This is a genomic window from Geodermatophilus sp. SYSU D00867, assembly GCF_054050315.1.
The window spans coordinates 246,259-272,133 of record NZ_JBJGZC010000002.1; the positions used below are offsets into that span (position 1 = coordinate 246,259).

25 protein-coding genes are annotated in these 25,875 nt (G+C 75.9%); 15 read left to right on the plus strand and 10 right to left on the minus strand.

Annotated features, from left to right (window positions below; all coding sequences use genetic code 11):
- Nucleotides 1-471 precede the first annotated feature (471 nt).
- Nucleotides 472-699, plus strand: coding sequence for a DUF4177 domain-containing protein (locus tag ACI8AK_RS03285; RefSeq protein WP_387990871.1), 228 nt, complete (start codon nt 472-474; stop codon nt 697-699).
- A gap of 176 nt (nt 700-875) precedes the next feature.
- Nucleotides 876-1,253 carry a hypothetical protein gene (locus ACI8AK_RS03290; RefSeq protein WP_387990874.1) on the plus strand — a complete coding sequence of 126 codons (378 nt, stop codon included), beginning with the start codon at nt 876-878 and terminating at the stop codon, nt 1,251-1,253.
- 46 nt (nt 1,254-1,299) lie between these two features.
- Here ACI8AK_RS03290 and ACI8AK_RS03295 read toward each other — a convergent pair whose 3' ends face one another.
- Nucleotides 1,300-2,484, minus strand: coding sequence for an ROK family transcriptional regulator (locus tag ACI8AK_RS03295; protein WP_387990877.1), 1,185 nt, complete (start codon nt 2,482-2,484; stop codon nt 1,300-1,302).
- 215 nt (nt 2,485-2,699) lie between these two features.
- On the opposite strand from ACI8AK_RS03295, the gene dxs reads away from it, so the two are divergent.
- Both dxs and ACI8AK_RS03305 read left to right on the plus strand, forming a co-directional pair.
- A complete protein-coding gene (gene dxs / locus ACI8AK_RS03300) occupies nt 2,700-4,619 on the plus strand; it encodes a 1-deoxy-D-xylulose-5-phosphate synthase (RefSeq protein ID WP_387990880.1) in 1,920 nt (639 codons plus the stop codon).
- Between the two features lie 88 nt (nt 4,620-4,707).
- Complete coding sequence (locus ACI8AK_RS03305; RefSeq protein WP_387990883.1) at nt 4,708-4,992, plus strand: thiamine-binding protein; 285 nt, start codon at nt 4,708-4,710, stop codon at nt 4,990-4,992.
- Nucleotides 4,993-5,071: 79 nt separating this feature from the next.
- Here ACI8AK_RS03305 and ACI8AK_RS03310 read toward each other — a convergent pair whose 3' ends face one another.
- Nucleotides 5,072-7,159 carry a 3-hydroxyacyl-CoA dehydrogenase NAD-binding domain-containing protein gene (locus ACI8AK_RS03310; RefSeq protein WP_456955098.1) on the minus strand — a complete coding sequence of 696 codons (2,088 nt, stop codon included), beginning with the start codon at nt 7,157-7,159 and terminating at the stop codon, nt 5,072-5,074.
- A complete protein-coding gene (locus ACI8AK_RS03315; RefSeq protein ID WP_456955099.1) occupies nt 7,156-8,361 on the minus strand; it encodes a thiolase family protein in 1,206 nt (401 codons plus the stop codon). Before ACI8AK_RS03315 ends, ACI8AK_RS03310 begins: the two co-directional genes overlap by 4 nt.
- Nucleotides 8,362-8,603: 242 nt before the next feature.
- Here ACI8AK_RS03315 and ACI8AK_RS03320 point away from each other — a divergent pair, with 242 nt between their 5' ends.
- The 3 genes from ACI8AK_RS03320 (at nt 8,604) to ACI8AK_RS03330 (ending at nt 11,899) form a co-directional block, all read left to right on the plus strand.
- Nucleotides 8,604-9,719, plus strand: a complete 1,116-nt coding sequence (locus tag ACI8AK_RS03320; RefSeq protein ID WP_387990892.1) for a sugar ABC transporter substrate-binding protein — start codon at nt 8,604-8,606, stop codon at nt 9,717-9,719.
- Between the two features lie 83 nt (nt 9,720-9,802).
- A complete protein-coding gene (locus ACI8AK_RS03325) occupies nt 9,803-10,609 on the plus strand; it encodes an ATP-binding cassette domain-containing protein (RefSeq protein ID WP_387990895.1) in 807 nt (268 codons plus the stop codon).
- Between the two features lie 3 nt (nt 10,610-10,612).
- The gene (locus ACI8AK_RS03330) at nt 10,613-11,899 is read left to right on the plus strand and encodes a sugar ABC transporter permease (protein WP_387990898.1); all 1,287 of its coding nucleotides are present in this window, start codon (nt 10,613-10,615) and stop codon (nt 11,897-11,899) included.
- A 117-nt stretch (nt 11,900-12,016) separates the two neighbouring features.
- On the opposite strand, the gene ACI8AK_RS03335 is transcribed toward ACI8AK_RS03330, so the two are convergent.
- Both ACI8AK_RS03335 and ACI8AK_RS03340 read right to left on the minus strand, forming a co-directional pair.
- On the minus strand, nt 12,017-13,204 hold the full coding sequence (locus ACI8AK_RS03335) for a ribonuclease D (RefSeq protein ID WP_387990901.1): 1,188 nt from the start codon (nt 13,202-13,204) through the stop codon (nt 12,017-12,019).
- Between the two features lie 225 nt (nt 13,205-13,429).
- Nucleotides 13,430-14,062, minus strand: a complete 633-nt coding sequence (locus tag ACI8AK_RS03340; protein ID WP_387990904.1) for a DUF3000 domain-containing protein — start codon at nt 14,060-14,062, stop codon at nt 13,430-13,432.
- Between the two features lie 76 nt (nt 14,063-14,138).
- Here ACI8AK_RS03340 and hemE point away from each other — a divergent pair, with 76 nt between their 5' ends.
- Genes hemE through hemQ form a run of 4 tightly spaced genes read left to right on the plus strand, consistent with a single transcriptional unit; the run spans nt 14,139 to nt 17,781 of the window.
- A complete protein-coding gene (gene hemE, locus ACI8AK_RS03345; protein WP_387990907.1) occupies nt 14,139-15,194 on the plus strand; it encodes a uroporphyrinogen decarboxylase in 1,056 nt (351 codons plus the stop codon).
- A complete protein-coding gene (gene hemG, locus ACI8AK_RS03350; protein ID WP_456955119.1) occupies nt 15,194-16,585 on the plus strand; it encodes a protoporphyrinogen oxidase in 1,392 nt (463 codons plus the stop codon). The genes hemE and hemG overlap by 1 nt, the downstream gene beginning before the upstream one ends.
- Before the next feature lie 22 nt (nt 16,586-16,607).
- Nucleotides 16,608-17,042 carry a hypothetical protein gene (locus tag ACI8AK_RS03355; protein WP_456955100.1) on the plus strand — a complete coding sequence of 145 codons (435 nt, stop codon included), beginning with the start codon at nt 16,608-16,610 and terminating at the stop codon, nt 17,040-17,042.
- 22 nt (nt 17,043-17,064) lie between these two features.
- Nucleotides 17,065-17,781 (plus strand): hydrogen peroxide-dependent heme synthase, encoded by a 717-nt coding sequence (gene hemQ, locus ACI8AK_RS03360; RefSeq protein WP_387990915.1) that lies wholly within the window; start codon nt 17,065-17,067, stop codon nt 17,779-17,781.
- Between the two features lie 109 nt (nt 17,782-17,890).
- Here hemQ and msrB read toward each other — a convergent pair whose 3' ends face one another.
- The 3 genes from msrB to ACI8AK_RS03375 are packed head-to-tail and all read right to left on the minus strand — an operon-like array spanning nt 17,891 to nt 21,144.
- A complete protein-coding gene (gene msrB, locus ACI8AK_RS03365; RefSeq protein WP_387990917.1) occupies nt 17,891-18,310 on the minus strand; it encodes a peptide-methionine (R)-S-oxide reductase MsrB in 420 nt (139 codons plus the stop codon).
- 52 nt (nt 18,311-18,362) lie between these two features.
- On the minus strand, nt 18,363-19,019 hold the full coding sequence (locus tag ACI8AK_RS03370; RefSeq protein WP_456955101.1) for a response regulator: 657 nt from the start codon (nt 19,017-19,019) through the stop codon (nt 18,363-18,365).
- Nucleotides 19,006-21,144, minus strand: a complete 2,139-nt coding sequence (locus ACI8AK_RS03375) for a sensor histidine kinase (protein WP_456955102.1) — start codon at nt 21,142-21,144, stop codon at nt 19,006-19,008. The genes ACI8AK_RS03370 and ACI8AK_RS03375 overlap by 14 nt, the downstream gene beginning before the upstream one ends.
- A gap of 173 nt (nt 21,145-21,317) precedes the next feature.
- Between ACI8AK_RS03375 and ACI8AK_RS03380 the strand changes: the two genes are divergently transcribed.
- Entirely contained in the window at nt 21,318-21,956 is a 639-nt protein-coding gene (locus ACI8AK_RS03380; RefSeq protein ID WP_456955103.1) for a hypothetical protein, read from the plus strand.
- Nucleotides 21,957-22,030: 74 nt separating this feature from the next.
- Entirely contained in the window at nt 22,031-22,510 is a 480-nt protein-coding gene (locus ACI8AK_RS03385; RefSeq protein WP_387990929.1) for a hypothetical protein, read from the plus strand.
- Nucleotides 22,511-22,579: 69 nt separating this feature from the next.
- On the opposite strand, the gene ACI8AK_RS03390 is transcribed toward ACI8AK_RS03385, so the two are convergent.
- A complete protein-coding gene (locus ACI8AK_RS03390; protein ID WP_387990932.1) occupies nt 22,580-22,783 on the minus strand; it encodes a cold-shock protein in 204 nt (67 codons plus the stop codon).
- 243 nt (nt 22,784-23,026) lie between these two features.
- On the opposite strand from ACI8AK_RS03390, the gene ACI8AK_RS03395 reads away from it, so the two are divergent.
- Complete coding sequence (locus ACI8AK_RS03395) at nt 23,027-23,236, plus strand: hypothetical protein (protein ID WP_387990935.1); 210 nt, start codon at nt 23,027-23,029, stop codon at nt 23,234-23,236.
- 58 nt (nt 23,237-23,294) lie between these two features.
- On the opposite strand, the gene ACI8AK_RS03400 is transcribed toward ACI8AK_RS03395, so the two are convergent.
- Nucleotides 23,295-25,019, minus strand: coding sequence for a GmrSD restriction endonuclease domain-containing protein (locus tag ACI8AK_RS03400; protein ID WP_456955104.1), 1,725 nt, complete (start codon nt 25,017-25,019; stop codon nt 23,295-23,297).
- A 233-nt stretch (nt 25,020-25,252) separates the two neighbouring features.
- On the opposite strand from ACI8AK_RS03400, the gene ACI8AK_RS03405 reads away from it, so the two are divergent.
- Nucleotides 25,253-25,864: a hypothetical protein gene (locus ACI8AK_RS03405; protein ID WP_456903251.1), complete on the plus strand. Its 612-nt coding sequence runs from the start codon at nt 25,253-25,255 to the stop codon at nt 25,862-25,864.
- Nucleotides 25,865-25,875 lie beyond the last annotated feature (11 nt).

Sequence of the window (25,875 nt, forward strand, 5' to 3'; positions counted from 1 at the left end):
CCCGAGGGGGGCTGTCCGACGCTCGCCGCGCGGCTGCAGCACCTGGTCGCGCTGCCGTGGACGGTCCGGCTGGCGCGGGTCGTCTCCAGCGCCGGGCGCAAGGCCGGTGAGACCGCGGCCGCGCTGCGGAGGCCACCGACCTGACGGTCGCCGTCGACCCGGAGCTCGGGGAGGACGACCGCTCCGCCACCGGTCTCCTGCCGCCCGCGGAGTCCGAGGCGACGGCGGGCGCCTTCTCCGCCCGGCCCACCGGGAGCGAGCGGTGGGGGGAGCGGACGGGGACGTCGCGGTGGTCCGCCACGGAGCGGTGGGCACGTCGTTGCCGTGCCGGGTGCTCGGTGTGCCCACCGCCCGGTGGTGGGACCAGCCGGGGTAGGGGAGCGTCTTCTCCTCCGACCCGGCGACCGGCCACGGCGCCGGTTCCCGGGCGCGGCTGGGGCTGCCGGACGGCGCCTCGCTACCGTGTCCTCCGTGACCACCTGGGAGTACGCCTCGGTCATCACGGCCAACGACACCGAGTCGCAGCGCGCGGGGGTGAGCGTCAAGCTCCCCGGCGGCTCGCTGGAGCGGCAGCAGGGGGACACCAGCTCGGTGCTCAACCGGCTCGGCGGCGAGGGCTGGGAGCTGGTCAGCTACCACTCGAGCGGTGCGGGCACCTGGGGTTTCGAGCAGTTCTGGCTGAAGCGACAGCGGGACTGATCGCGCTCCGCCCGTGTCGATCATCGGCTGCGTGCACGCGACGCGCGCCGACACGCCGGTACGGGCGGCACGCAGCCGGATGATCGACGCGACCGTGGTCGGGCCGGTCCGTCGGTGATCACGAGCGGGTGACGACGGCGCGCCTCCCGTCGAACACGTGTTCGACCTGCGGCAGGATGCCGGACGTGGGTGCGAGCGTGCCTCCGGGCTGGCCGGAGCAGGTGCGGCCCCCGGGCGCCCCCGACTGGGAGCACACCGCGGTGGCCTGGCTGTTCGACCTCGTCCCGCCCGACTACCGCGCCCACGAGGTGCTGCGCCGCTATCCGCTGCTGCTCGCCCGGTTCGCCGGCGACCACGTCGCGGCCGGCCTCGAGGCGGCGCGGGCGGGCTGGCGCACGGTCCGCGTCGAGCTGGCCGACCACCTGCCGCCGGACGCCATCGAGGCCGCCGTCACCGCCTACGAGCGGGAGGGCGCGCGGCTGGCCGCGGCGGCGCGCGGCGTCGAGGTGGTCGCCGGGGCGCTGCGCGGCGAGGTCTGGGTCCCCCGCCTGTAGTAGTGGCACCCGGGGGCCCGGTCGTCGTCCGCGGGCCCCCGGGGCCCTAGCCGGTCAGCCGGTCGGCCTCCCGGAGCGCGACCGCCAGCGCGCCGAGCACCTCCGCGCGGGCCCCGAGCGAGCCGGGGACCACGGTCAGCTGCTCGGCCGCGGCGGGGATGGCGGACTGCTCGAGCGCCCGCCGCAGCGGGTCGACGAGCAGGTCGCCGGCGGTGCCCAGCTCGCCGCCGACGACGATGCGGTCGGGGTTGAGCACGTTGACCAGGCCGCCGAGCACGAAGCCGACCGAGGCCCCGGCGTCGGCGATCAGCCGACGGCAGGCCTGGTCGCCGTCCTGGGCGCCGGCCACCAGCGACCGCAGGTCGGTGTAGTGGGGGGCGGCGGTGTTGATGGCCCGCAGCAGGGCGGTGCCGCCGGCGGTCAGCTCCAGGCAGCCGCGGTTGCCGCAGCGGCACAGCGGGCCGGTCGGGTCCAGGCTCACGTGGCCCATCTCGCCGGCGGTGCCGGTGACGCCGCGCAGCAGGTCGCCGTCGATGACCAGCGCCCCGCCGACGCCGGTCGCCATCTTCAGGTAGAGGGTGGCGCACGAGCCGCGGCCGGCGCCCCAGCGGACCTCGGCGACGGCGCCCAGGTTGGCGTCGTTCTCCACGATGACCGGGACGCCGAGCCGCTCCTGCAGCGCCGGCGCCGGCGTCCGGCCCGACCAGCTCGGCAGGATGTTCGACCGCGCCACGGTGCCGCGCGAGCTCGCCGCCCGGCCGACCACCGGCGTCGGCAGGCCGACCACCGCGCCGACGACGTCCTCGGTGCAGGCGCCGGCCCGCCGCAGCTCGGCCCGCACCTGCCCGGCCACGGTGTCGAGGACCGCGTCGGAGTCCAGGTCGGCGACCGGCAGCGTGGTGGTCTCCTCGCCGACGATCTCGTGCGAGAGGTCGGCCACCGCGACCCGGACGTGGGTGCGCCCGATGTCGACCCCGACGACCACACCGGCCCGGCGGGTCAGGTGCACCAGCCGCGCGGGCCGGCCGCCGGTCTCCACCGCGCCCGCGTCGTCCCCGGGCGCCACCAGCCCGCGGTCGACGAGGTCGGCCACGTAGCCGGAGACCGTGGCGCGGGAGAGCCCCGTCCGCTCGACCAGCTGCGCCCGCGTCGAGGGGCCGCTCACCCGCAGTGCCTCGACCAGCCGCCGCGAGGGGCCCGTGACGTCGGGCAGCCACGGGCGGAGGTCCATGGCGGGCATCGTCCGAGCGTGCCCGTGTTCTGTCAATCACCGACAGAAGGGGCGCCCATCGGTCGGGTGAGCGGGGTGCGGCGCGTCGGGAGTGACGGAACCGTCCCGTCTCGGACCCGGTTCGACAGGAGGTGCGCGCCGTCGCGCGACTACAGTGGGTCGGCGGCCGTCGGAGGGCCGTGCCCCGCCGCCGACAGAGAGGACACCGCCGCCCCGTGTCGCTCCTGCGCTCGCTCCGCGACCCCGCCGACCTCCGGGCCCTGCCCCCCGAGCAGCTGCCCGCGCTGGCCGCGGAGATCCGTGACGCACTCGTCACCAGCGTCGCCCGCACCGGCGGCCACCTCGGGCCGAACCTCGGCACCGTCGAGCTCACCATCGCGCTGCACCGGGTCTTCGAGTCCCCGCACGAGCCGATCGTCTTCGACACCGGCCACCAGGCCTACGTGCACAAGATGCTCACCGGCCGGGTCGAGGGCTTCGACCGGCTGCGCCAGCGCGGCGGGCTGTCGGGCTACCCGAGCCGCGGCGAGAGCGAGCACGACTGGGTCGAGAACAGCCACGCCTCGACCGCGCTGTCCTACGCCGACGGGCTGGCCAAGGCCTTCGCCGTCCGCGGTGACAAGCGCCCGGTCGTCGCGGTCGTCGGCGACGGCGCGCTGACCGGCGGCATGGCCTGGGAGGCGCTGAACAACATCGCCGCCGCCCAGGACCGGCCGGTGGTCATCGTCGTCAACGACAACGGCCGCTCCTACTCGCCGACCATCGGCGGTGTCGCCGACGCGCTGGCGGGCCTGCGGCTGCGGCCGGGCTACGAGCAGGCGCTGCTGGCCATCCGTCAGGCCCTGCACAAGGCCCCGGTCGTCGGCTCGGCGCTCTACGACGCGCTGCACGGCCTGAAGAAGGGCGTCAAGGACGTCCTGGCGCCGCAGGGCATGTTCGAGGACCTCGGCCTCAAGTACGTCGGTCCGGTCGACGGCCACGACGTCGAGGTGCTCGAGTCCGCGCTGCGCCGGGCGCGGTCGTTCGGCCGCCCGGTGATCGTGCACGCGGTCACCACGAAGGGCTTCGGCTACCCGCCGGCCGAGACCGACCAGATCGACGCCTGGCACGCCACCGGCGTCTTCGACCCCGACAGCGGCACCAGCCCCGCGGTCGCCCGCGACTGGACGACGGCGTTCTCCGACGAGCTGGTGCGCATCGGCGCCGAGCGGAGCGACGTCGTCGCGGTCACCGCGGCGATGTTGCACCCGACCGGCCTGGCCGCCTTCGCCGAGCGCTTCCCCGAGCGGACCTACGACGTCGGCATCGCCGAGCAGCACGCGCTCACCAGCGCGGCCGGCATGGCGATGGGCGGGCTGCACCCGGTCGTCGCGGTCTACTCGACCTTCCTCAACCGGGCCTTCGACCAGCTGCTCATGGACGTCGCGCTGCACCGCCAGCCGGTCACCGTCGTCCTCGACCGCGCCGGGGTCACCGGGACCGACGGCGCCTCGCACAACGGTATGTGGGACATGTCGATCTGCTCGGTCGTGCCGGGGCTGCACCTGGCCGCGCCGCGCGACGAGCCGACCCTGCGCGAGGCGCTGCGAGAGGCGGTCGCGATCTCCGACGCGCCGAGCGTGGTGCGCTTCCCCAAGGGCCCGCCGCCGCTGGACATCCCGGCGCTGGAGCGGCGCGGCCCGGTCGACGTGCTGCGGCGCGGGGAGCGGGAGGAGGTGCTGCTGGTCGCCGTCGGCGCGATGGTGCCGATGTGCCTGGCCGCCGCCGAGCGGGCCGCCGACCACGGCATCGAGGTGACCGTCGTCGACCCGCGCTGGGTGCTGCCGGTCTCCGACGAGCTGGTCGAGACGGCCGCCGCGCACCGGCTGGTCGTCACCGTGGAGGATGGCGGCCGGGCCGGCGGCGTCGGGACGACGCTGTCGCAGGCGCTGCAGGACCGCCAGCACGACGTCCCGGTGCGCGCGCTGGGCCTGCCGCAAGCCTTCCTCGACCACGGCAGCCGGGGCCAGGTGCTCGCCGACTGCGGCCTGACCGAGCAGGACGTCGCCCGCCGGATCGCCGAGTGGACCGCGGTGCTCACCGAGCGGGCCGAGCAGCAGCTGGCCGCCGAGCCCGTGGACGGCGCCCAGCAGTAGTCGGAGGACCCCGTCCCCCTCACCCTCCGCAGGCTCGGGGCGAGCCTCCGGACGGGGGCCGGCCGGGGACGTCGGACCGGAGGCTGTCGTGCAGGTCATCGCGGAGATCCAGGTCGCGCCGTCGCCGGCCGGGACGCCCGACGACCCGCACGCGTACGTGGAGGCCGCCGTCCGGGTGATCCAGGCGTCCGGCCTGCACTGCGAGGTCGGGGCGCTGGGGACCACGCTGGAGGGCGACGCCGACGCCGTGTGGGCGACCCTGCGGGCCGCGCACGAGGCGATGCTGGCGGCGGGCGCCACCAGCGGCATCTCGCACGTGAAGGTCGCCTCGGTCGACCGCACGATCGAGTCGCTCACCCACAAGTTCCGCTGAGACGGCGAACGGCCCGGGCCCCCGCGCGGGGACCCGGGCCGTCGTCGTCCGGCGTGCACCTCCGCGGAGGGGCACGGCATCAGGCCGGGAGGCTGGCCACGCCCCTCGGCAGGAACCGCGAGCCGGTGACCGCCTCGGAGACGCCGGTGCGGTCGAGGTGGGCGGAGATGCCGCCCAGCCAGAACGGCCAGCCGGCGCCCAGCACCATGCACAGGTCGACGTCCTGCACGGCCTGGACGACGCCCTCGTCGAGCATCAGCCGGATCTCCTGGGCCAGCGCCCGCACGGCGCGGTCGCGGACCTCGTCCTCGGTCAGCGGGGAGTCGCCCGCGTCGATGCCGGCCAGGTCGGGGTCGACCACGCCGGGCTCGGAGTAGACGCTGGTCTTGCCCAGCTCGACCATCTTCCTCAGTCCCTCGCCGACGGCGAACCGGTCGGGGAAGGCCTCGTGCATCCGTTCGGCCACGTGCAGCGCCACCGGCGGGCCGACCAGCGTGAGCAGCTCGAACGGCGACATCGGCAGGCCCAGCGGGTCCAGCGCCCGGTCGGCGACGGCCACCGGCGTCCCCTGCTCGACGGCCGAGGTGACCTCCCCGAGGAAGCGGGTGAGCAGCCGGTTGACGACGAACGCCGGGGCGTCGGCGACCAGCACGCAGGACTTCTTCAGCGCCTTGCCGACGGCGAAGGCGGTGGCCAGCGCGGCGTCGTCGGTCTGCTCGGCGCGCACGACCTCCAGCAGCGGCAGGACCGCGACCGGGTTGAAGAAGTGCAGCCCGACGACCCGCTCGGGGTGCTCGAGCTTCGAGGCCATCTCGGTCACCGACAGCGCCGAGGTGTTGGTCGCCAGCACGCACTCGGGGGAGACGACGGCCTCCACCTCGGCGAACACCTGCTGCTTGACCGACATCTCCTCGAACACGGCCTCGATGACGAGGTCGGCGTCGGCGAAGACGGCCTTGTCCAGCGCGCCGGTGACCAGGCCCTCGAGCCGGTTGAGCTCGTCGGGGGAGAGCCGGCCGCGGGCGGCCAGCTTCTCCAGCTCCCCGTGGACGTAGCCGACGCCCTTGTCCACCCGCGCCTGGTCGACGTCGGTGAGGACGACGGGCACCTGGAGCCGGCGCACGAACAGCAGCGCCAGCTGCGAGGCCATGAGCCCGGCACCCACGACGCCGACCTTGGTGACCTTCCGCGCCAGCGACTCGTCCGGCGCGCCGGCCGGCCGCCTGGCCCGCTTGTTGACCAGGTCGAACGAGTAGAGGGAGGCGCGGAGCTCGTCGCTCATCAGCAGGTCGGTGAGCGCCTGGTCCTCGGCGGCGGTGCCGGCGGTGAACGCCTCGCCCTCGACGCCGTTGCGGGCGAGGTCGAGCAGCTCGACGGCGCGCAGCGCGCCGGGGGAGGCGTCGCGGGTCCGCGCCCGGACGACGGCCCGGGCCCGCTCGATCGCGGCGTCCCAGCCCGACCGGTCCACCGCGGGCCGCGCGACGGTCACGTCGCCGTTGAGGACCGCCACGGCCCACTCCAGCGACCGCTCGAGGAAGTCGGCGGGCTCGAACAGCGCGTCGGCGATCCCCAGCTCCGCCGCCCGCGGGCCGGAGGTGACCTTGTTCTGCGCCAGCGCGTTCTCGACGATCACCGTGACCGCCGGGTCGATCCCGATCAGGTCCGGCAGCAGCTGCGTGCCGCCCCAGCCGGGCACCAGCCCGAGGAACACCTCGGGGAAGGCGACGACGGCGGTGCTCGCGATCGTCCGGTAGGTGCAGTGCAGCGCCAGCTCGAGGCCGCCGCCGAGCGCCGCGCCGTTGACGAACGCGAACGTCGGGACGCCGGCGTCCTTGAGCCGCCGGAACACCCGGTGGCCGGTCTCGGCGATCTCCCGGGCGGCCGCGGTGTCGGTCACCGCCGCGACGCCGGAGAGGTCGGCGCCCACGGCGAACACGAACGGCTTGCCCGTGACGGCGATGGCCGCGGGCGCGGGGGTGTGCGCCGCGATCCCGTCGAGGGCGGCGTCCAGCGAGGCGAGCCCGCCGGGGCCGAAGGTGGACGGCCGGGTGTGGTCGTGCCCGTTGTCCAGCGTGATCAGCGCGATCTCGCCGGCCAGGCCGGGCACGCGCACGTACCGCACCTTGGCGGCGGTGACGACCTCGTTCTCGAAGACGGCGGTGCTCACTTGGCCGCACCCTCCCAGTCGGTGTTCTCCCAGATGACGGTGGCGCCCATGCCCAGGCCCACGCACATGGCGGTCAGGCCGTAGCGGACGTCGGGGCGCTCGGCGAACTGCCGCGACAGCTGGGTCATCAGGCGGACGCCGGAGGAGGCCAGCGGGTGGCCGACGGCGATCGCGCCGCCCCACGGGTTGACCCGCTCGTCGTCGTCGGCGATGCCGAAGTGGTCGAGGAAGGCCAGCACCTGGACGGCGAAGGCCTCGTTGAGCTCGAACAGCCCGATGTCGTCGATGGTCAGGCCGGTGCGGGCCAGCGCGCGCTCGGTCGAGGGGACCGGGCCGACACCCATGACCTCGGGCTCGACGCCGACGAAGCCGTAGCCGACCAGCCGCATGCCGGCGGTCAGGCCCAGCTCCTGCGCGACCTCCTCGGCGGCCAGGATGCAGCCGGTGGCGCCGTCGTTGAGGCCCGCGGCGTTGCCGGCGGTCACGTGCCCGTGCGGGCGGAACGGCGTCTTGAGCGTGCCCAGGCCCTCGAGGGTGGTGTTCGGCCGCGGCGGCTCGTCGGCGGTGGCCAGGCCCCAGCCGTGCTCGGCCGAGCGGGTCGCGACGGGCACCAGCTCCGGGCCGATCTGCCCGTTGGCGAGGGCCTTGGCGTACTTCTGCTGGCTGGCCAGGGCGAACGCGTCGGCGCGCTCCCTGGTCAGGTGCGGGAAGCGGTCGTGCAGGTTCTCCGCGGTGGAGCCCATGACCAGCGCCGAGCCGTCGACGAGCTGCTCGCTGAAGAACCGCGGGTTGGGGTCGGCGCCCTCGCCCATCGGGTGGCGGCCCATGTGCTCGACCCCGCCGGCGATGGCGACGTCGTACGCGCCGAAGGCGATGCCGCTCGCGGTGGTGGTCACGGCGGTCATGGCCCCGGCGCACATGCGGTCGATCGCGTAGCCGGGGACCGACTTCGGCAGCCCGGCCAGCAGCGCGGCGGTGCGGCCGATGGTCAGGCCCTGGTCGCCGATCTGGGTGGTGGCGGCGATGGCCACCTCGTCGACCCGGTCGGCCGGCAGCGCCGGGTTGCGGCGCAGCAGCTCACGGATCACGCGCACGACCAGGTCGTCGGCGCGCGTCTCCGCGTAGACGCCCTTCGGGCCGGCCTTGCCGAAGGGGGTGCGTACGCCGTCGACGAAGACGACCTCACGCAGCGAGCGGGACATGGGACCTCCGCAGCAGGGGGAGCCGGCCCGGGCACGGGGACGGCGCAGGTGAAGTTACCCGTGGGTAACCGCCGCTCCAAGCGCGACCCGACCCGCGCGGGGCACCGGGGCCCCCGACACCTCACCCGGACGGAGGTCACGGTCCGGCAACGCCACCGACCCGGGGTTGCGACCCGTGTGACCCGGGGCGCATATTGGCCGCCGCACTTCTGCAGATTCCCGACGGAACGGTGGACCCATCCATGGCGCGACGGCGCACCACGATGACGGCCCTGGCGGCCGCCCTGGTCTTCAGCCTCGCTGCGTGCGGCAGCGACAGCGGCGGCGGCGACGGCGGCGGCGGCGACAGCGGCGGCGGCGGCGGTGGCGGCGAGGCCGCCGGCAAGGTCGGCGTGATCCTCCCCGACACCGAGTCCTCGGTGCGGTGGGAGAACTTCGACCGCCCCTACCTCGAGGCGGCCTTCGAGGAGGCCGGTGTCGAGTACGACATCCAGAACGCCGAGGGCGACGCCCAGCGGCAGGCGACCATCGCCGAGCAGATGATCACCGAGGGCGCCACCGTCCTCGCGATCGTCAACCTCGACTCGGCCTCCGGCGCGCAGATCCAGGAGCAGGCCGCCGCCGAGGGCGTCCAGACGATCGACTACGACCGGCTCACCCTCGGTGGGTCGGCCGAGTACTACGTCTCCTTCGACAACACCGAGGTCGGCCGCCTGCAGGGCCAGGGCCTGCAGCAGTGCCTCGAGGCCAACGGCGTCACCCAGGGCAACATCGCGTTCCTCAACGGCTCGCCGGACGACAACAACGCGACGCTGTTCTCCTCGGGTGCCCACGAGGTCCTCGACCCGCTGACCCAGTACACGCAGGTCGCCGAGCAGGCCGTGCCGGAGTGGGACAACCAGCAGGCCGCGACGATCTTCGAGCAGATGTACACCCAGGCCGGCGGCAACATCCAGGGTGTGCTGGCCGCCAACGACGGCCTCGCCAACTCGGTCATCCAGATCCTCGGCCGCAACAACGCCGCCGGTCAGGCCAACGTGACCGGTCAGGACGCCACCGTCGAGGGCCTGCAGAACATCCTCAACGGCGACCAGTGCATGACGGTCTACAAGTCGGTCCGCGACGAGGCCAACGCGCTGGCCGAGCTGGCCGTCTCGCTGATCAACGGCGAGGAGGGCGAGACCACCGGCACCGTCGAGGACACCGAGGGCGGCCGTGAGGTCCCGTCGGTCCTGCTGACGCCGCAGGCGATCTTCCGCGACAACGTCAAGGACGTCGTGGACGACGAGTTCGTGACCGCCGAGGAGCTGTGCACCGGCGACTTCGCCGCCGCGTGCCAGGAGCTCGGCATCTCCTAGTGGTCACCAGCCGCCGGGGCGCCCATCATGGACGCCCCGGCGGCTGCTGCCGTAGCCCCACCAGCGCGACCGAGAGGCCCGGTGTGTCCGCTCCCACCGACCGTCCCCAGGACGGCACCCCCACCCTGGAACTCCGCGGCGTCAACAAGAGCTTCGGTGCCATCCAGGTCCTGCACGACGTGCACATGAAGGTCTACCCCGGACAGGTCACCGCGCTCGTCGGCGACAACGGGGCGGGCAAGAGCACGCTCATCAAGTCCATCGCCGGCATCCACGCCATCGACTCCGGCGAGTTCCTCTTCGAGGGACGGCCGGTCACCGTCAGCGGGCCGCGCGAGGCCGCGGCCCTCGGCATCGAGATCGTTTACCAGGACCTCGCCCTGGCCGACAACCTCGACGTCGTCCAGAACATGTTCCTGGGCCGCGAGCGCAAGAACGGCATCCTCCTCGACGAGACGTCGATGGAGGAGGCCGCCCGGGACACCCTCAGCAAGCTCTCCGTCCGGACCCTGAAGTCCGTACGCCAGCTCGTCTCCAGCCTCTCCGGTGGTCAGCGGCAGACGGTCGCCATCGCGAAGGCCGTGCTCTGGGAGTCCAAGCTGGTCGTCCTCGACGAGCCGACCGCGGCCCTGGGCGTCGCGCAGACCAGGCAGGTCCTCGACCTGGTCCGGCGGCTGGCCGACACCGGTCACGCGGTGGTCTTCATCAGCCACAACATGGTCGACGTCTTCGAGGTCTCCGACCGGATCGCGGCCCTGTACCTGGGCCGGATGGCGGCCGACGTGCCGATCTCGCAGGTCGACCGCCCCCAGGTGATCGAGCTCATCACGGCGGGCCGGTCGGGCGACCTGGGCATCGCACCCGCCGAAGCCGCGGCCGTGGAGGTCTGACCCGTGTCCAGCACCATCTCCAAGCCGACCAGTTCACAGGAGCCGGGTGGGGCCCCGTCGGGCTTCGAGGCCGACCGCGGCGCGGAGTCCCTCGGCGCGTCCGTCCGGGCGTACGTCGACCGCGTCCGCGGCGGTGACCTCGGGGCGCTGCCGGCCATCCTCGGCATCGTCGTCCTCGGGCTGCTGTTCTTCGCGCTGCGGCCCGAGACGTTCCTGACCCCGCGCAACATGGCCAACCTGGCCGACCAGGCCGCGCCGATCATCATCCTGGCGATGGGCCTGGTCTTCATCCTGCTGCTGGGCGAGATCGACCTGTCCGCCGGTGTGGTCAGCGGCGTCTGCGCCGCGGTCATGGCCAAGCTGCTCGCCGACGCCGGCTCGCCGTGGTGGGTCGCGGTCCTGGCGGCGATCGTCACCGGCGTGGTCATCGGCCTGTTCACCGGCAGCCTCGTCGGGATGGTCGGCATCCCGTCGTTCGTCGTCACCCTCGCGCTGTTCCTGGGCTGGCAGGGCTTCACCCTGCGGCTCATCGGCGAGGGCGGCACGGTGCCGGTGCGCGACCCGGTGATCTCGGCGATCAGCGACAAGAACGTGCCGGTCGCGCTCGGCTGGGTCCTCGCCCTCCTGACGATCGCCGTGTACGCGGCGCTGCAGCTCAACCGGTTCCGGGTCCAGAGGGCCAGGAACCTGGCGCACGCCCCGCTCGCGGTGGTGCTCGTCCGGATCGGCGTGATCGCCGCCGTCGTCGTCCTGGTGACGGCGGTGCTGAGCGTCGACCGCGCCCCGGCCGTCGGCGTGGTGCTCGCCGGCATCCCGTACGCCATCCCGCTCGTGGTCCTGCTGCTGCTGTTCCTGACGTTCGTGCTCGGCCGCACGGGCTTCGGCCGGCACGTCTACGCGGTCGGCGGCAACGCCGAGGCGGCCCGGCGGGCCGGCATCAACGTCACGAAGATCCGGGTGGCCGTGTTCGTGATCGGCTCCACGCTGGCCGCGATCAGCGGCATCGTCGCGGCCGCCCGCCTGGGTTCGGTCGCGCCGGGCTCCGGCGGCGGCAACACGCTGCTCTACGCCGTCGGCGCCGCGGTCATCGGTGGTACCAGCCTCTTCGGTGGCCGGGGCCGGGTGCGCGACGCCGTCCTCGGTGGCCTGGTCGTGGCGATCATCGCCAACGGCCTGGGCCTGCTGGGCACCGAGGCGTACCTGAACTTCATCATCACCGGTGGAGTCCTCCTGCTGGCCGCCAGCGTGGACGCGCTGGCCCGCCGGCGGGCCGCGGCCACGGGGCACTAGGAGGACCCCCTCGCCCCCGCCGCTCGCACGCTCGCGGCGGGGGCGAGGGGGCCGTTCCAGCACCTCACGACGGGCCCGCCGTCCGGTACCGGACGGCGGGCCCGTCGTCGTTGCGGGCTAGGCCCGGGAGAGTGCGTCGGTGAGCAGGTCGCGGGTGAGCTCGACCTGCCACTCGCGGGCGCCCCCGGCGCGCAGGGCCGCGGCCACCGTCCCGGCGTCGCGCGGCTCGGGCGGGGTCCACATCAGCCGGCGCACCAGGTCGGGGGAGAGGAGGTTCTCCACCGGCACGCTGAGCTCCTCGGACAGGGCCGCGAGGGCCTTGCGCGCGGTCTGCAGCCGGGTGGCCGCGGCGGGGTCGCGGTCGGCCCAGCGGTTGACCGGCGGTGGCCCGTCGCCGGGGCGGCTGTGCGGCGGGAGCTCCGCCTCCGGCAGCGCCCGGCCGCGGGCCAGGGCGCCGAACCAGGTCCCCACCAGCCGCCGGTTGGCCCGGCCGCGGAAGACCGGCAGCTCCAGCAGCGCGGCCTCGGTCTGCGGATCCGCCTGGACGGCGGCGACCATCGCGGCGTCCGGCAGCACCCGGCCGGGGGCGACGTCGCGCCGGCGGGCCATGTCGTCGCGCGCCTGCCACAGCGAGCGGAGCATGCCGAGCTGACGGCGGTTGCGCAGGCCGTGCACGCCGGAGGTGCGCCGCCACGGGTCCTGCCGCGGCGCCGGCGGGCCGGCGGCGAGGACGGCGGCGAACTCCTGCCGCGCCCACTCGGTCTTGCCCTGCTCCTCGAGCAGGGCGGCGAGCGCGTCGCGGAGGTCGACGAGCACCTCGACGTCGAGGGCGGCGTAGACCAGCCACTCCTCGGGCAGCGGGCGGGTGCTCCAGTCGGCGGCCGAGTGGCCCTTGACCAGCGAGTACCCGAGGAGCGACTCGACGACGGCGGCCAGCCCCACCCGGGGCAGCCCGGCGAGGCGGGCGGCCAGCTCGGTGTCGAACAGGCGGCTCGGCACCATGCCGATCTCCGCCAGGCAGGGGAGGTCCTGGTTGGCGGCGTGCAGCACCCACTCGGCGTCGGCGATCGCGTCCTGCACGACCGACAGGTCCCCGAGCGGGACGGGGTCGACCAGCCCGGTGCCCGCGCCGGCGCGGCGCAGCTGCACCAGGTAGGCGCGCTGGCCGTAGCGGTAGCCGGAGGCCCGCTCGGCGTCGACGGCGACCGGGCCGGTGCCCGCGCGCAGCGCGTCGGCGTAGCGGGCGAGCGCGTCGGGGGTGTCGATGACCGGCGGCAGCCCGTCGCGCGGGGCGAGCAGGGGCACCGGGGCGGGCGCCTCCGGAGCGGACTCCGGGGCGGTCTCCAGGCCGTCGAGGGGAAGGGGCTCGGTGCTCAGTTGCCGTCCACCTACTCGCCGTCCCGTCCGTGCGCGCCACCGGTCCCGCCGGCTCCCGGGGTGTGCAGGCCGAGCGGCGCGGACCCGGGGGAGTGCGTCCCGTCACCACCGATGGTAGAGACCGCGGTGGACCGGCCGGTCAGGGGGCGGGCGTCAGGGGGTGCCGGGGACCGGGCCGGACGGGCCGAGCAGGGCGACGCCCGGCGGCGGCAGCCCGGCCGCGTTGGCCAGCACCTGCAGCCAGGCGTCGAGGTGGCGGCCGAGCGCGGTGTCCTCGGCGGTCCAGGAGGCGCGGAGCTCGACGTCGACGGTGTGCTCGGGACCGGCGAGGTCTCCGAAGCGGGTCGAGGCGGTGCGGGTGACCGTGCCGCCGAGCGCGTGCGAGGCCGCGCCGCACTCCTGCAGGGCGTCGGTCAGCCAGCTCCAGGCGACCTCGGAGAACATCGCGTCGTCGACCATGTGCTCGTCGGTGCTCGCCGACAGGTACCCGACGCAGCGGGTGGTGCCGTCCCAGGCCTCGTGGCCGTCGGGGTCGTACAGCACGATGAACCGGGCGACGGCGACCTCGACCTCGTCGTCGCCCTCCCCCTCGACGACCCGGGCGGCCAGCGCGTGCGCGTACGGCGCCAGGCGCTGGGGCGGCGGGATCGTCTCGAGGACGACCTCGGGGCGCACCCGCACCGCGGCCAGGGACTCCAGGCCAGCGACGAAGGCGGCCGGACGGTCGTCGGAGCCCGCACGCGCACCGGACCCGTCCCGGGACCCGGCCAGGCTGTGTGGCTCCACGCTCGCAGGGTAGGGGCCGCGGGCCCGGTCTGTCTCGGACGCGCCGCCGCTGCGGGGTCTGGGAGGATCGGGCGTCGTGAGCACCGCACCCGCCGTCCCGCCGTCCCCCGCCGACTCGGACCTCGTGCGGGCCGCCCGCGGCCTCCCCGTCGGACGGACGCCGGTGTGGTTCATGCGGCAGGCCGGCCGGTCGCTGCCGGAGTACCGGGCGCTGCGCGCCGGGACCGCGATGCTCGAGGCCTGCCAGGACCCCGACCTGGTCACCGAGATCACCCTGCAGCCGGTCCGCCGGCACGGTGTGGACGCCGCGATCCTCTTCTCCGACATCGTGCTCCCGCTGGTGGTGGCCGGGGTGGACATCGAGATCAAGCCGGGCGTCGGCCCGGTGGTGGCGAGCCCGGTGCGCACCGTCGCCGACGTCGACGCGCTGCCCGACCTGGAGCCCGACCGGCTGGAGTTCCTCGCGACGGCGGTGCGCCGGCTGGTCGCCGAGCTCGGCCCGACGCCGCTGATCGGCTTCGCCGGGGCGCCGTTCACGCTGGCGACCTACCTGATCGAGGGCGGCCCGTCCAAGGAGCACGCCCGCACCAAGGCCTTCATGTACGCCGAGCCGGAGGCGTGGAAGCGGCTCCTCGACCGGCTCGCCGTCTCGGCGGCCACCTTCCTGCGCGTGCAGGTCGACAACGGCGCCTCCGCGGTGCAGCTGTTCGACTCCTGGGCCGGGGTGCTGTCCGCCGCCGACTACGGCACCCGGGTGCTGCCGCACTCGCGCGCGGTCTTCGACGGGCTCGGGGACCGCGACGTGCCGCGGGTCCACTTCGGCGTCGGCACCGGCGAGCTGCTCGCGCTGATCGGCGACGCGGGGGCCGACGTCGTCGGCGTCGACTGGCGGGTGCCGCTGGACGAGGCCGCCCGCCGGGTGGGGCCGCAGCGCTCGCTGCAGGGCAACCTCGACCCGGCCGTGCTGCTGGCCGACCGGGAGACCGTCGACCGCGAGGTCCGCCGCGTCGTCGAGCAGGGCCGCGCCGCCCGCGGGCACGTGTTCAACCTCGGCCACGGCGTGCTGCCCGAGACCGACCCCGGCGTGCTCACCCACGTCGTCGAGCTGGTGCACGAGCTCTCGGCGCGGTGATGTCGTCCCGCCCCGCCGCCCCGGCAGCCCGCGTCGTCGTCGTCGGGGCCGGCATCGCCGGGCTCACCGCGGCGTTCGAGTGGCGCCGGCGGCGGCCCGCCGACGAGGTCGTCGTCGTGGAGGCCGGCGGGCGGATCGGCGGCAAGCTCGACCGGGTCGAGCTCGCCGGCGTCTGGTACGACACCGGGCCCGAGGCGGTGCTGGCCCGCGTGCCGGAGGCGGTCGAGCTGGTCGGGGACCTCGGCCTGGCCGACCGGTTGGTCGCGCCGCGCACCACGCAGGCGTCGATCGTGCTCCCCGACGGCCGCCACCCGCTCCCGCCGGGCACCGTGCAGGGCGTGCCGACGTCGGCCGACGGGCTGGACGGCGTGCTCACCCCCGACGGCGTCGCGCGGGTGCGGGCGGAGGCCGAGCTGCCGCCGCTGCGCCTGGAGGGCGACGTCTCGGTCGGCGGGCTGCTGCGCGAGCGGCTGGGCGACGAGGTGGTCGACCGGCTGGTCGAGCCGCTGCTCGGCGGCGTCTACGCGGGCCGCCCCGACGACCTCTCGCTGGCCGCGACCATGCCGGCGCTGGCCGCGCAGCTCGCCCGCGCCGACTCGGTGCTCGCCGCGGCCGTCGCCGCCCGCGACGCCGGTGCCCGCAGCCGCGGCGACGCCGACGGGCCGGTGTTCGTCACCGTCGCCGACGGGATCGGCGCGCTGCCGGCCGCGCTGGTGGCGGCGTCGGGCGCGCAGGTGCGGCTGCGCACGCCCGCGCACGCGATCCGCCGCGCGGGCGGCCGGCTGGAGGTCGCCGTCGGCCCGGTGGCGGCGCCGGAGGTCCTGGAGGCCGACGCCGTCGTCGTGACCGCGCCGGCCGGGAAGTCCGCGCGGCTGCTGGCCGGGGTGGCGCCGGACGCCGTCGAGCCGCTGCGCGGCATCCCGTACGCCTCGATGGCCGTGGTCGCGATGGCGTTCCCCGCCCAGCCGGTCGACGCCGGGTCGGGGCTGCTCGTCCCGCCGGTGACCGGGCGGCTGGTCAAGGGCGTGACGGTGTCGTCGTCGAAGTGGCCGCACCTGTCCGGCGACGGCCTGCTGCGCGTCCGCGCGTCGGTGGGCCGCTACGGCGACGAGGTGCAGCTGCAGCACGACGACGACGACCTGACCGCCGCGGTGGTCGCCGACGTCGCCGACCTGCTCGGCCTCGAGCGCCGTGAGCCGGTGGAGGCGCGCCTGGTGCGCTGGGGCGGCGGGCTGCCGCAGTACCTGGTCGGCCACCCGCAGCGGGTGGTGGCGGTGCGCGACGCCGTCGCCGCGGTGCCCGGGCTGGCGGTCGCGGGCGCGGCGTACGACGGCGTCGGCGTCCCGGCCTGCATCCGCGGCGCGCGCCGCGCCGTGGAGGCGCTGACCTGACCGGGGCTGGCAGGGTGTGCCGGTGACCTCCTCCCTCGTCCTGCGGGCCGCGCTGCTCGGGGTCGCCGCCGGCGGCCGCAGCTCCCTGGGCCTCGCCGCCCCGGCGCTCACCGCCTCCCGGCGCCGGCCGGTGCGGCTGGCCGCGCTCGCCGCCGTCGCGGGGGAGCTGGTCGCCGACAAGCTGCCGGCCACGCCGTCCCGGACGATCCCGCCGAGCGTCGCCGTCCGGCTCGCGGCGGGTGCCGCCGGCGGCGCGCTGCTGGCCCGCCGGCAGGGCGGCCGGCTGCTGCCGGCGCTCGCGGGCGCGGCCGGCGCCGCGGCGGGGACCCTCGGCGGCGCGCGGTGGCGGGGGCTCGCCGGACGGCGGGTGCCGGACCTGCCGGCGGCGCTGGCCGAGGACGTCGTCGTCGTGACGATCGCCTCGCTGGCCTGCCGGGGGATCGCCGCCGGTCGCTGACCGGCCGCGCGACAATGGGGGCATGAGCGAGCAGACGGAGACCAAGAGCGTCGGCAAGCGGGCCAACGAGCTCAACGCCCTCATCCGCTACACGATGTGGTCGGTGTTCCGCCTCGCCCGGCCGCTGGCCGACGACCGGCGCACCGCCGCCGCCGACGAGGTCACCGGGCTGTTCGAGGAGCTGGCCGGCAAGGGCGTCGTCGTCCGCGGCACCTACGACCTCGCGGGCCTGCGCGCCGACGCCGACCTCATGGTCTGGTGGCACGCCGAGACCCCGGAGGCGCTGCAGGAGGCCTACACCCGGCTGCGCCGCACCGAGCTCGGCCGCGCGCTGGAGCCGGTGTGGTCGCAGATGGCGCTGCACCGCCCAGCGGAGTTCAACCGCAGCCACATCCCGGCGTTCCTCGCCGACGAGGAGCCGCGGCGCTACGTCTGCGTCTACCCGTTCGTGCGGTCCTACGAGTGGTACCTGCTGCCCGACGAGGAGCGGCGGGACATGCTCAAGGAGCACGGCATGCAGGCCCGGCCCTACCCGGACGTGCGGGCCAACACCGTCGCCTCGTTCGGCCTGGGCGACTACGAGTGGATGCTCGCCTTCGAGGCCGACGAGCTGCACCGCATCGTCGACCTCATGCGCGACCTGCGCGCCAGCCGCGCCCGCCGGCACGTGCGCGAGGAGGTGCCGTTCTACACGGGCATGCGCAAGCCGGTGGCCGAGCTGGTCCGCGACCTGGCGTGAGGCCGGGCCCGCGAACGACCAGCTGACCTGATCGTGCTGCGTCCGGGCTCACCGTGGGAGGTGAGCCCGGACGCGTCAGCGTGAGCCAGGACGGCGGGACGGCGTCGGCTCAGCCCTCGGCGGGGACCAGCCGGATGGACACGGAGTTGATGCAGTAGCGGTCGCCGGTCGGCGTCTGCGGGGCGTCGTCGAAGACGTGCCCGAGGTGGCTGTGGCAGGTGCCGCAGAGGACCTCGGTGCGGACCATCCCGTGGCTGCGGTCCTCGCGGAGCACCACGTCGTCGGCGGACGACGGCTCGTAGAACGACGGCCAGCCGCAGTGCGAGTCGAACTTGGTCTGCGAGCGGAACAGCTCGGCGCCGCAGGCCCGGCAGGTGTAGACGCCGACGGTCTTCGTGTCGACGTACTCCCCGGTCCACGGCCGCTCGGTGCCGGCCCGGCGCAGCACCGCGTACTCCTGCGGGGACAGCTGGGCGCGCCACTCCTCGTCGCTCTTGGTCACCTTCGGCTGCGAAGCGGACGTCGTCATGCCCGGGAGAACGACCCGCGCCGCTCCCGGATTCCTCGCCCGGTTCCCCGCCTCACCGCCCCAGGCCCGCCTCCCGCGCCCGCACGATGGCCTGCGCGCGGTCGGTGACCTGCAGCTTGGTCAGCACGTTGGAGACGACGTTGCGCACCGTCTTCGGCGACAGGTACAGCACCGCGGCGATCTGCGCGTTCGACCGCCCCGCGGCCACCAGCTCCAGCACCTCGCGCTCGCGGGCGGTCAGCTGCGGGAACGCCGTCTCGGGCCCGGCGGGGCCGGCGGTGAAGAACTCGGCGATCCGCCGGGCCAGCGCCGCGCCGAACACCGCGCCGCCCGACGCGACGGTGGTGATCGCGCGGACCACCTCCTCCTGGTCGGCGCCCTTGAGCAGGTAGCCGCGGGCGCCGGCGCGGACGGCGGCGAACACCGTCCCGTCGTCCTCGCTCATGGTTAGCACCACCACGCCCACCGACGGCGCCTCCCCGGTGATCCGCCGGGTGGCCTCGATGCCGTCGAGCACCGGCATCTGCACGTCCATGACGACGACGTCGGGCAGCTGCTCGCGCACCACCTCGACCGCGGCCGCGCCGTCGGCCGCCGTGCCGACCACCTCCAGGCCCGTCACCGAGCTCAGCAGCAGCGCCAGCCCGTCCCGGTAGACCGGGTGGTCGTCGGCGACGACCACCCGCAGCGGCTCGTCAGGCTCGGTCACCGGTCGCTCCTCCCTCGGCGGGCAGCACCGCCCGCACCTCCGTCCCGCCCTCGGGCGGGCAGCTCACCGTGCACCGGCCACCGAGCTCGGCGGCCCGCTCCCGCAGCGACACCAGCCCGACGCCGGCCGCGCGGTCCGGCGCGATCCCGACGCCGTCGTCGGCCACCGCGACGACCAGGTCGCCGTCCGCGCGGGCCAGCGTGACCCGCACGCGGGAGGCGGCGGCGTGCCGCGCCACGTTGGCCAGCGCCTCGGACGCGATCCGGTAGGCGGCCACCTCGACGGCGGCGGGCAGCTCGGTCAGGCCCTCGGCGTCCACGGTCACCGTGACCGGCGGGGCGAGCAGCCGCTCGGCCTGCTGGCGCACCGCCCCGGCCAGGCCCAGGTCGTCGAGCGCGGGCGGGCGCAGGTCGTGCACGAGCCGCCGGACGTCGGCCAGCGCGGCGGAGACGTCGTCGCGGGCCTGGCGCAGCAGCCGGTCGGCGTCCTCGGGCCGGGCGGCGGCGAGGTTGCGGGCGGTGTCGATGCGCAGCACCACGGCACCGAGCGAGGGGCCCAGGCCGTCGTGCAGGTCCCGGCGCAGCCGGCGGCGCTCCTCCTCCCGCGCGGCGACCAGCTGCTCGCGGCTGGCCTGCAGCTGGGCGGCCAGCGAGCCGGCGCGGGCGGCCGCGGCGGCCTGCCGGACGACGTCCGCGAGCAGCCGCTCGTCGCGCGTGACCAGCTGCGCGCGGACGCCGTCGCGGGGGAGCAGCAGCCGGCCGACCTGCTCGCCGCGGTAGGCGATCGGCAGCGACTGCACCACGGTGGGGCGGGTGCCGTGCTCGGCCACCAGCCGGCCGCCGTCGGCGGAGTCCACCTCGACGCCGACGTAGGGCGTGCGGAAGGCCTCGGCGATGCCGGCGGCGACCGCCATGAGCTGCTCCTCGGCGCCGTCGGAGCGCTCCAGCCGCTCGGCCAGGCCGGACACGACGCGGTAGGGGTCCTCGCGCTCGCCGAGCACCCAGCGGCGGACCAGCCGCCACAGCGGCGCGCGCAGCGGCACGTAGACGCCGGCGACGAGCAGGAGGGTGAGCAGCGTGGCGTCGCGCCCGCCGAGGGCGTCGCCGAGCAGGGCGCCGGCGGCGGCGAGCACCAGCAGGTCGAGCAGCACCACGCCGACGGCGAGGCCGCCGTGGACGAGGGTGCCGCCCAGCAGCCGGTCGACGTCGACCGCGCGCGGCCGCAGCACGCCGACCGCGACCGCCGACCCGGTCAGCGCCACGGCGACGGCCAGCGCCAGGGTGCTCGGGTCGGCGGGCAGCAGCAGCGTGGCGAGCATGACGAGGACGTCGACGACGGCGGCCCACAGCAGCCAGCGCATCCGGGTGCGGTCCTCCCCGTCCGCCCGCCGGTACCGGGCGACCACCGAGGCGGCCGGGACCGCGATGCCCAGCACCGCGAGCGGGAAGCCGATCCGCAGCAGCGGCAGCGCGACGGCGGCGGGCAGCGGCAGCGAGGTGAGGTCCAGGTCGAGGGCGCCGTGGAGGGGGGCGATCGCCGTCCCCTCGTCGGCGGTGAAGGCGACGTCCGCGGGGACGACGAGCAGCAGTGCCGGCAGCAGCGCGGTCGAGGCGAGGCTGGCCACGCTCAGCGGGCGCCACCGGCCGCCGGGCAGCCGGCCGTCGGGGTAGAGCAGGAGCAGCAGCGGCAGCCCCAGCAGCAGGGCCGAGCCGAGCCGCTCGACGGTCCAGAACGCCAGGCTGCCGCCGACGCGCGGGGTGCCGTCCTGCAGCGACCACGACACCCACGACTCGGCGAGCCCGTCGACGGCCCAGAACGCGGCCGTGCCCGCCACCACCCACGAGACGGCGTTGCGCGGCGCGCGCAGCAGCAGGAGCACCGCGGGGACGGCGAGCGCGAGGCCGGGCAGGGTGGCCGGCCAGCCCGGCTCGCGGCCCAGCGCCGCCCGCACCGCCGGCGGCGTGGTGGCGTCGAGGACCGCGGCGGTGACCGCCGAGCCGACGACGACGGCGAGGACCCCCGCGGCCGCCGTCGTCCGCGCCCACCGCCGCCCGCCGGCACCGGGCCGGGGGAGGGGCTCCGGTGCCGGATCGGTCCGCCCGTCCACCGGGGCCTGCGCCTGCACGCGCGCATCCTCGCCTGCCGGTGTCCCGACGGGCACGAGGCAGCTGTCCCGTGTCCCCCGGGACACGGGACGTGACCGGATCCGTGGCGGCGGGCCCTGGGTGCCCGGGACGCGTTCCCGCGACGGTTCTCCCCGGACGGCGCACAGGGCGCCGCACGACGACGGAGGACCCGATGTCCCTCACCACCGCCCCCGCTCCCGCCCGCACCGACCTCGCCGCAGCGGCCGGCGCCCGGTCGGCCGCCTCGATCCGCTCGGTCCGCACGGCCGGGATCGCGGTGACCGCCGGCTCCGCCTCCTGGGCGGCCGCCTGCGCCCTGCTCGGGACCACGCCGCCGGCCGGCACCTGGCAGGCCACGGTGGTCAACCTGACCGCGTTCGCCTTCCAGGTCGGTCTCGTGTTCCTCGTGTCGGCGCAGATGCGCACCGGGGCGATCGGCACCGGCCGGCTGGCCCGGACGCTGCTGCACGTCGAGCACGCGCTGCTCGCGGTGGCGATGGTGTCGTCGCTGATGTGGGCCCTCACGCCCTCTCTCTACGACACCGGCCTCTTCTTCGTGATCGACCTGTTCTGGCCGCTGTCGATGCTCGGCATGGCCGCCATCGGCGTCCGCATCGCGATCGCCGGGCGGTGGACGGGCGTGGCCCGCGCCTGGCCGGTGGTCGCCGAGAGCTGGGCGCCGGTCACCGTGCCCACGGCCTTCCTGCTGCCCTCGGTCACCCAGTACGTCGGCGCCGCCCACCTGCTCGTCGGCTACGTGGTCCTGGGGATCGTCCTGGCCACCCGCCCCCACCTGACCGGCGCGCGCTGAACCCGACCGCGGCGCCCCGCCACCCCGTGACCCCGGGTGGCGGGGCGCCGTCGCGTGCGGCGGAGACTTCCCGGGTGACACCTCCTGGCCAGCCGCCGCTCGACCGGCCCCTGCCCGACACCTGGTTCCGCCGCGACCTGCCCGTGCTGCGGGCCATCGCCCGGCTGGTCGACGAGCCGAGGCACGGCGGCGCGCCGTACCTGCTCGGCTCGGTCGTCCCCGGCAGCGGGCTGCCGAAGGCCGACGTCATCGCCGCGGCCAAGGCGCTCGCCGCCGCCGGCTACATCGAGCCGCTGACCAACCACGCCGGCGACATCGTCCGCATCACCGGGATCTCCGCCGAGGCCCGCCGGCTCGCGGGGCTGTGGCCGACCCCGCAGGGGGAGTGGGAGCGGCTGCTGGAGCAGGCGGCCACCCGGGCGGAGAAGGCGCCGACCGACGTCGAGCGGCAGCGCTGGCGGGCCTTCGCCGACGCCGCCCAGGCGGTGGGCCCGGACGCGGGGGCGCTGTTCATGCAGGCGCTCGTCGGCGGCTACGTGCCCCGGGCCCGCTGAACCGGCCCCGGACGCGACAGCGCCCCCGCCCGGCGGACCGGACGGGGGCGCTGACGGAGGCTCAGGCGATCAGAGCGGGGTGACGTTCGCCGCCTGCGGGCCCTTCTGACCCTGCTCGACGTCGAACGAGATGCGCTGCCCCTCGTCGAGCGTGCGGTAACCGCTGGTCTGGATGGCCGAGTAGTGGACGAAGACGTCCGGTCCGCCACCGTCAGGGGTGGCGAAGCCGAACCCCTTCTCCGCGTTGAACCACTTGACAGTTCCTTCGGGCATTGCGCTCGCTCCTAGCTGCGATGGTGCATCGGGGTCCTGCCAGTGCGCAGGGCCTTCCCGACGCGCAGACCATAGCCGTCCCGGCCCCCTCCGGTCGCCCCGGGGCCGCGCGCGTCGGGGCGCGGACCTGCCGGGACCGGTCTTGCGGGAACCCTGCGGTTCCGTGGAGGGAGGGCTGCGGGAGGCCGGTCAGGGTCGTCGGTGCCGGGACGGACCCCGGCCCGCCGACCCGAGGAGCCCGTCATGGAGACCACCGCGCGTCCCGCCGAGCCGCTGGTGCTCGTGGAGCTCGCCGACCTCGACACGGCCGACCTCGACGCCCTGCTGGCCGGGGAGCTGGAGGAGCGCCCGGTCGAGCTCGCCGAGCTGCTCGCCGACGTCCTGCGCTCCACCGGCGCCGCCGCGGCCCTGGCGCACCGCCTGGGCGCGCACGCCGCTCTGCTCGCCGACTGAGCACCCCTCGATCTCGCCGGCCCGACCCGCGCCACGGGGGTGGGGGTCGGGCCGGCGGTCACGACTCGCAGCCGACGCCGTCGTGGTCGCGGTCGAACTTCTCGTCCCAGCCGGGGTCCCCGGGGTGGATGGGAGCCGCCCCGGCGGCGCGGACGGCGTCGCAGTTGGCGTAGCTGACCGAGGTGTCGGGCACCGGCGCGGGAGCAGGAACGGGCACGGGTGCGGGCGCAGGGGCCGGCGCAGGAGTGGGCGCCGGGGCCGGCGTGGTCGGCCGGGGGGTCGTGGGCGCCGGGGTGGTCGGCGCCGCCGTCCGCGGCACGGCGGCGACCACGCCGCCGGGCAGCGGCTCGGCCGGGCAGGTGCTCAGCACGGTGGCGACCGCGTTGCGCTCGGCCTGCGTCATCCAGAGTCCGTAGCTGACCTTCACCGCCACCTGCCGGGCGACATAGGCGCAGCGGTAGGAGCGGTCCGGCGGCAGCCAGGTCGCGGCGTCGCCGTCGCCCTTCTGCGTGTTCAGCGGCCCGTCGACGGCGAGCAGGTTGAGCGGGTCGTTGGCGAACTGCGCGCGGCGGGCGCCGTCCCACTGCTGGGCGCCCTTCTGCCACGCGTCCGACAGCGCGACGACGTGGTCGATCTGGACGTCGTCGCTGGTGGTCTGCCCGCGCTGGAAGGCGATGGTCCGGCCGGAGTAGGGGTCGTCGAGGGTCCCGGTCATGACGACGCAGTCCCGCGTGCCCGGCTTGAACGTCTCCCCGGTCAGGTCGCGGGCGAGCACGTCGTTGCGGGTGTCGCAGCCGTTCCGGTCGGTGTCCACCCAGCCGTTGCCGAACAGGTCACGGTCGTAGCCGGTGCGCGGCGCCCGGCCCTGCACCGGGACGGCGGCGAGGGCGGCCAGCGCGGTGGTCGGGGCGGCGGACCCGACGGCGTCGTCGGTGGCGTCGTCGGAGAGCAGCCCGGTGGCGGAGTCGACCGCGGGGACGGCGGTCTCGGCGGTCTCGGTCTGCGCCAGCGCGTCCTCGGCGGCCTCGGTGGCGGCCTCCGCGGCGGCGCTCTCCTCGGCCGCGGAGGTGGTGGGCGCGGCCGGGGAGGTGCGCGCGGGGGCCGAGACGGCGGTCGGTTCGGCGCGCGGCGCCGTCACCCCGCCGACGACGACGGCCGCCAGACCCGCCGCGACCACGGCCCCGCCGACCCGGCGGGAGGCGATGAACGCCCACCGCGCCCGGCCGGTGACGACCGCGCCGAGACCGACGAGCAGCGCCACCAGACCCAGCGCCAGCAGCCCACCGGGGACGCCCGAGGTCGTGGTCCCGGCGACGACGAGCAGCACGGCGACCGCGGCGACGACGCCGAGGACCGTCCGCTGCCGCCGGTCCCCGGTGGAGCTGGGCACCGGCGGGAGGACCGGCGCGGGCGGGAGGAACGGTGCCGGCGCGCGGTCCGCCTCGGCGGAGAAGGCCACCAGGACGTCGAACGGGTCGCTGCCGGCGAAGGGGAACCGGACGTCCACCCGGGTCGCGTCGGCGCCGGGCAGCGCGGCGGCGAAGGCGCGCTCCGCGGGGGAGGGCGAGGTGAGCTGCCGGCCGTCCACCAGGAGCGTGACACTGCGCCCCGACGGCGCCCGCCGCACCAGGCGCAGCGTGGGCTCGGTCCCCCACGGCTCGGGCGCGACGTCGTAGCCGAGTGCCGCGGCCTTGGACACGACCGCGCGCATCGGCGTCCCCGGCGACCGTCCGGTGTGGTGCCGCAGGACGGCCTCGACGGCAGGGTCGGACGACGACGCCATGTGTGCTCTCCCCGTGGGTGCTCCGGTGCGGCGGCCCGTCATCGTCCGACGAGCGGACCCGCCGGTACAGGAACCGCAGCGGCCCCGGGGCGCGTGGGGTCAGAGGGGCGAGCCGTGACCTCCGCGCGCTGTGTTTCGCCACCGGGCGCGGACCCATCGACCCCGGTGCCGCCCGGTCGTAGCGTTCGAGGTCCCACGGGGGCCGGACAGACGCCGTCGGCGGGAGGCACGCCATGTTCGCTCAGGTCATCCAGGGCAGGACGACGGACACCGAGGCCGTGTTCTCGGCCGTGGAGGACTGGGTGGCACAGCTGTCGCCCACCGCGGAGGGGTGGCTCGGCAGCACGACCGGCGTCACCGACGACGGCTGGTTCGTCACCGTCGTCCGCTTCGAGTCGGCCGACGCCGCCCGCCGCAACTCCGACCGTCCCGAGCAGGGCCGGTGGTGGGAGGGGGTCCGGCACCTGTTCGAGGGCGAGCCCGCGTTCCTCGACAGCGAGGACGTGACCGTCGACCTGTTCGGGGACCCGGACCGCGCCGGCTTCGTCCAGGTCATGCAGGGCCAGACCACCGACCTCGAGCGCGCCAGGGAGCTCGTGCGGCAGATGCCGCGGGAGCGGCTGGCCGAGTACCGGCCCGACGTCCTGGCCACCATGCGCATCGGCTCCGATGACGGGCGCTGGGTCCAGGTCACCTGGTTCACGTCGGAGGACGAGGCCCGCGAGGGCGAGCGCAGGGAGCCCCCGGCGGAGTGGCGGGAGGTCGTCGAGGAACTGACGCGGCTGGCCAAGGAGCCGCCCACCTACCTCGACCTCCGCGGGCCCCTCCTGCACTCGCGGCGCTGACGGGTGGTGCG

What these genes read in the sequence shown, in the direction of transcription:
- ACI8AK_RS03400 (WP_456955104.1), bottom strand. Translation starts at nt 25,019, where the DNA reads ATGGCGTCGTCGTCCGACCCTGCCGTCGAGGCCGTCCTGCGGCACCAC.
- ACI8AK_RS03290 (WP_387990874.1), top strand. Translation starts at nt 876, where the DNA reads ATGCCGGACGTGGGTGCGAGCGTGCCTCCGGGCTGGCCGGAGCAGGTG.
- ACI8AK_RS03395 (WP_387990935.1), top strand. Translation starts at nt 23,027, where the DNA reads ATGGAGACCACCGCGCGTCCCGCCGAGCCGCTGGTGCTCGTGGAGCTC.
- ACI8AK_RS03390 (WP_387990932.1), bottom strand. Translation starts at nt 22,783, where the DNA reads ATGCCCGAAGGAACTGTCAAGTGGTTCAACGCGGAGAAGGGGTTCGGC.
- hemQ (WP_387990915.1), top strand. Translation starts at nt 17,065, where the DNA reads ATGAGCGAGCAGACGGAGACCAAGAGCGTCGGCAAGCGGGCCAACGAG.
- ACI8AK_RS03405 (WP_456903251.1), top strand. Translation starts at nt 25,253, where the DNA reads ATGTTCGCTCAGGTCATCCAGGGCAGGACGACGGACACCGAGGCCGTG.
- ACI8AK_RS03380 (WP_456955103.1), top strand. Translation starts at nt 21,318, where the DNA reads ATGTCCCTCACCACCGCCCCCGCTCCCGCCCGCACCGACCTCGCCGCA.
- hemG (WP_456955119.1), top strand. Translation starts at nt 15,194, where the DNA reads ATGTCGTCCCGCCCCGCCGCCCCGGCAGCCCGCGTCGTCGTCGTCGGG.
- ACI8AK_RS03295 (WP_387990877.1), bottom strand. Translation starts at nt 2,484, where the DNA reads ATGGACCTCCGCCCGTGGCTGCCCGACGTCACGGGCCCCTCGCGGCGG.
- ACI8AK_RS03320 (WP_387990892.1), top strand. Translation starts at nt 8,604, where the DNA reads ATGGCGCGACGGCGCACCACGATGACGGCCCTGGCGGCCGCCCTGGTC.
- ACI8AK_RS03315 (WP_456955099.1), bottom strand. Translation starts at nt 8,361, where the DNA reads ATGTCCCGCTCGCTGCGTGAGGTCGTCTTCGTCGACGGCGTACGCACC.
- msrB (WP_387990917.1), bottom strand. Translation starts at nt 18,310, where the DNA reads ATGACGACGTCCGCTTCGCAGCCGAAGGTGACCAAGAGCGACGAGGAG.